This is a genomic window from Acidobacteriota bacterium, from assembly GCA_003225175.1.
In the GTDB taxonomy this organism is placed as follows: Bacteria; Acidobacteriota; Terriglobia; order Terriglobales; family Acidobacteriaceae; genus Gp1-AA112.
Window position 1 is genome coordinate 1 of record QIBA01000171.1, and the last position, 2,057, is coordinate 2,057.

General features: G+C 28.2%; 1 protein-coding gene. It reads right to left on the reverse strand.

Going from position 1 to position 2,057, the window contains the following annotated elements:
* Positions 1–1,321: 1,321 nt before the first annotated feature.
* On the reverse strand, positions 1,322–1,528 hold the full coding sequence (locus DMG62_24150) for a hypothetical protein (GenBank protein PYY19891.1): 207 nt from the start codon (positions 1,526–1,528) through the stop codon (positions 1,322–1,324).
* Positions 1,529–2,057 lie beyond the last annotated feature (529 nt).

A 2,057-nucleotide genomic window follows, 5' to 3' on the forward strand; every position in this document is an offset into this window, starting at 1 on the left:
GATCTAATTAAGTTTTTTAAAAACACAGATTCAACGTCACAACTACATATTGAATTAACGTCACGAGGATATTTTCACAAAAAAAAGTAACAAAAAATGCGGCTAATATGGTAATTGCTTGATGAATGATAAACAAAAAATACATACAGAATAATTTTAAGAAAAACTGAAATAGGTCGTATGGTTATAACAAAAGTGAAAAACCAGAACCAGGATGTAAACATATTATTCTCGTGCAGTCGTGCCTATAATCAACTGCTTAAAACTATTTAAAAGAATAACTGAAGCGCTGCTTACCAATATTAATTATACGAAGTTCTTTTTTAAAAGACAGAACCAGGGCGTAAACATATGTTATTCTCGTGTCTATAATAAAATGAAAGAGAAGGAAGACAGAAAAGGAAGATAATGAAGAGTGGAATCATGAAGAAATAAAATAAAATAAAATATTGTTTATTTTTTGAGGATTGTATAAGTTTATAAATATAAAGAAGGAAAGGAGTTTTTTTTTGTTTTTTTCGAGAGATCATTGTTTATATATGTACAGTAACCAAAACAAATGTTTTGATTGGATGATTACCAGATTTATCAGATTTCAATTCAATGTCTGCATAATTTTGATGTCGAATTAATGTTTATTCGTATTATAATTTTTATTATTTTTTAAACAATAATAATAATGTGAATAAGATTTTTATTATTATAATGTTATAATGCTTAAACATTATGGTAATATTATGATAAAATTATATTGCCGTAAAATAATAATTATTTTTGACCCAAATTCTATTTATACTATTATAATGATCGTGACATTCCAAATTACAATTGTGAACAAAATGTACTTTCTGTACACTATCAATTACACTAATTGGAAAAATACTTCTCCATCTTTGATCTTCTATAGTTTGAAGATGGTAAAGAGGACAACTCAATATTGAATGTTCCTGGTTAGTATCTTCAAACCAATCTACGACTATAAAAGCATAGTACTTTTCATCATTACCTTTATGTTTGAAGATTCCTCTGATGACAGCATAAGATTTGTTAAAATCTTCATCATCAATTGTGATAAAATCATTTAGATGAAGGTTAACTTTTGAGAAGGTACCATTTAATTCTTCGATCGTATACGATGCAAATTCATACCAGCTTATTGATTGAGTAGAGTATAAAAGTGCCGCGCCAAATCCTATTTCTCTATAAGATGTTAGCAATTCAGTTTTAAATTTTGGCAAGCTTGAGAGTAGATTGTCACGAGCTTGCCTAGACATTCTTCTCTTCAAAGATATACCAGAAATAAAATCTACTGTTGACGTAACTAAATAAAAAAAAAGTCAAATAATTGAATAATTGAGATAAATTCGTTAAAAAATTGATATTTTAATCTTACTGTCATCATCCAAATCTTCATTTTCTTCATTTGAGGATTTATCTTCAGTAAGATACCAATTTGACAACAAATGACCAAAATTAGAACTTGTGAAACTAGCACAAGATTTTGCAAATCTTGGATCAATGCCACCATCACTCAAATGCCGAATTGCAAATAGAGTATTATATCGCTTTAACAGGTCTAAATCTATATTTTTACGATTTGTTCTTGGTACAATTCCCTTAAAAATACGATGAACCATTTCTTTAATGCCACATTGCGTATTAGTAAGAGTTCCAAACGTTTGGGCATGCATTGTAAGATGTGTATTTATATGCAAATTTGGCAGATTAACAAAATCTGCAAAGACCTATTAAAAAAAAGAAAATATCGTTAGGATATTTAAAAGCATTTGCTATTCCCAAATTACAATTATACCTTTGGAAGTAATTTTAACTCGTTTTGAAGACATTCTTCTAATATTTCGTAACCTTCTGTTGTAAATTCACCATTAAAAACAGCCTTCATTGTTTTGGCAACAAGTACCCAACACGTTATAATACTCTTTGGTATTAAATTAACACGAGATGCTTCAATTCTTTGCTTAATGGCTGCTACATCACTTTCTTTTAAACTTAATACCTTCAAAAAATGGTGTATTATATATGGCATTATTATGGAG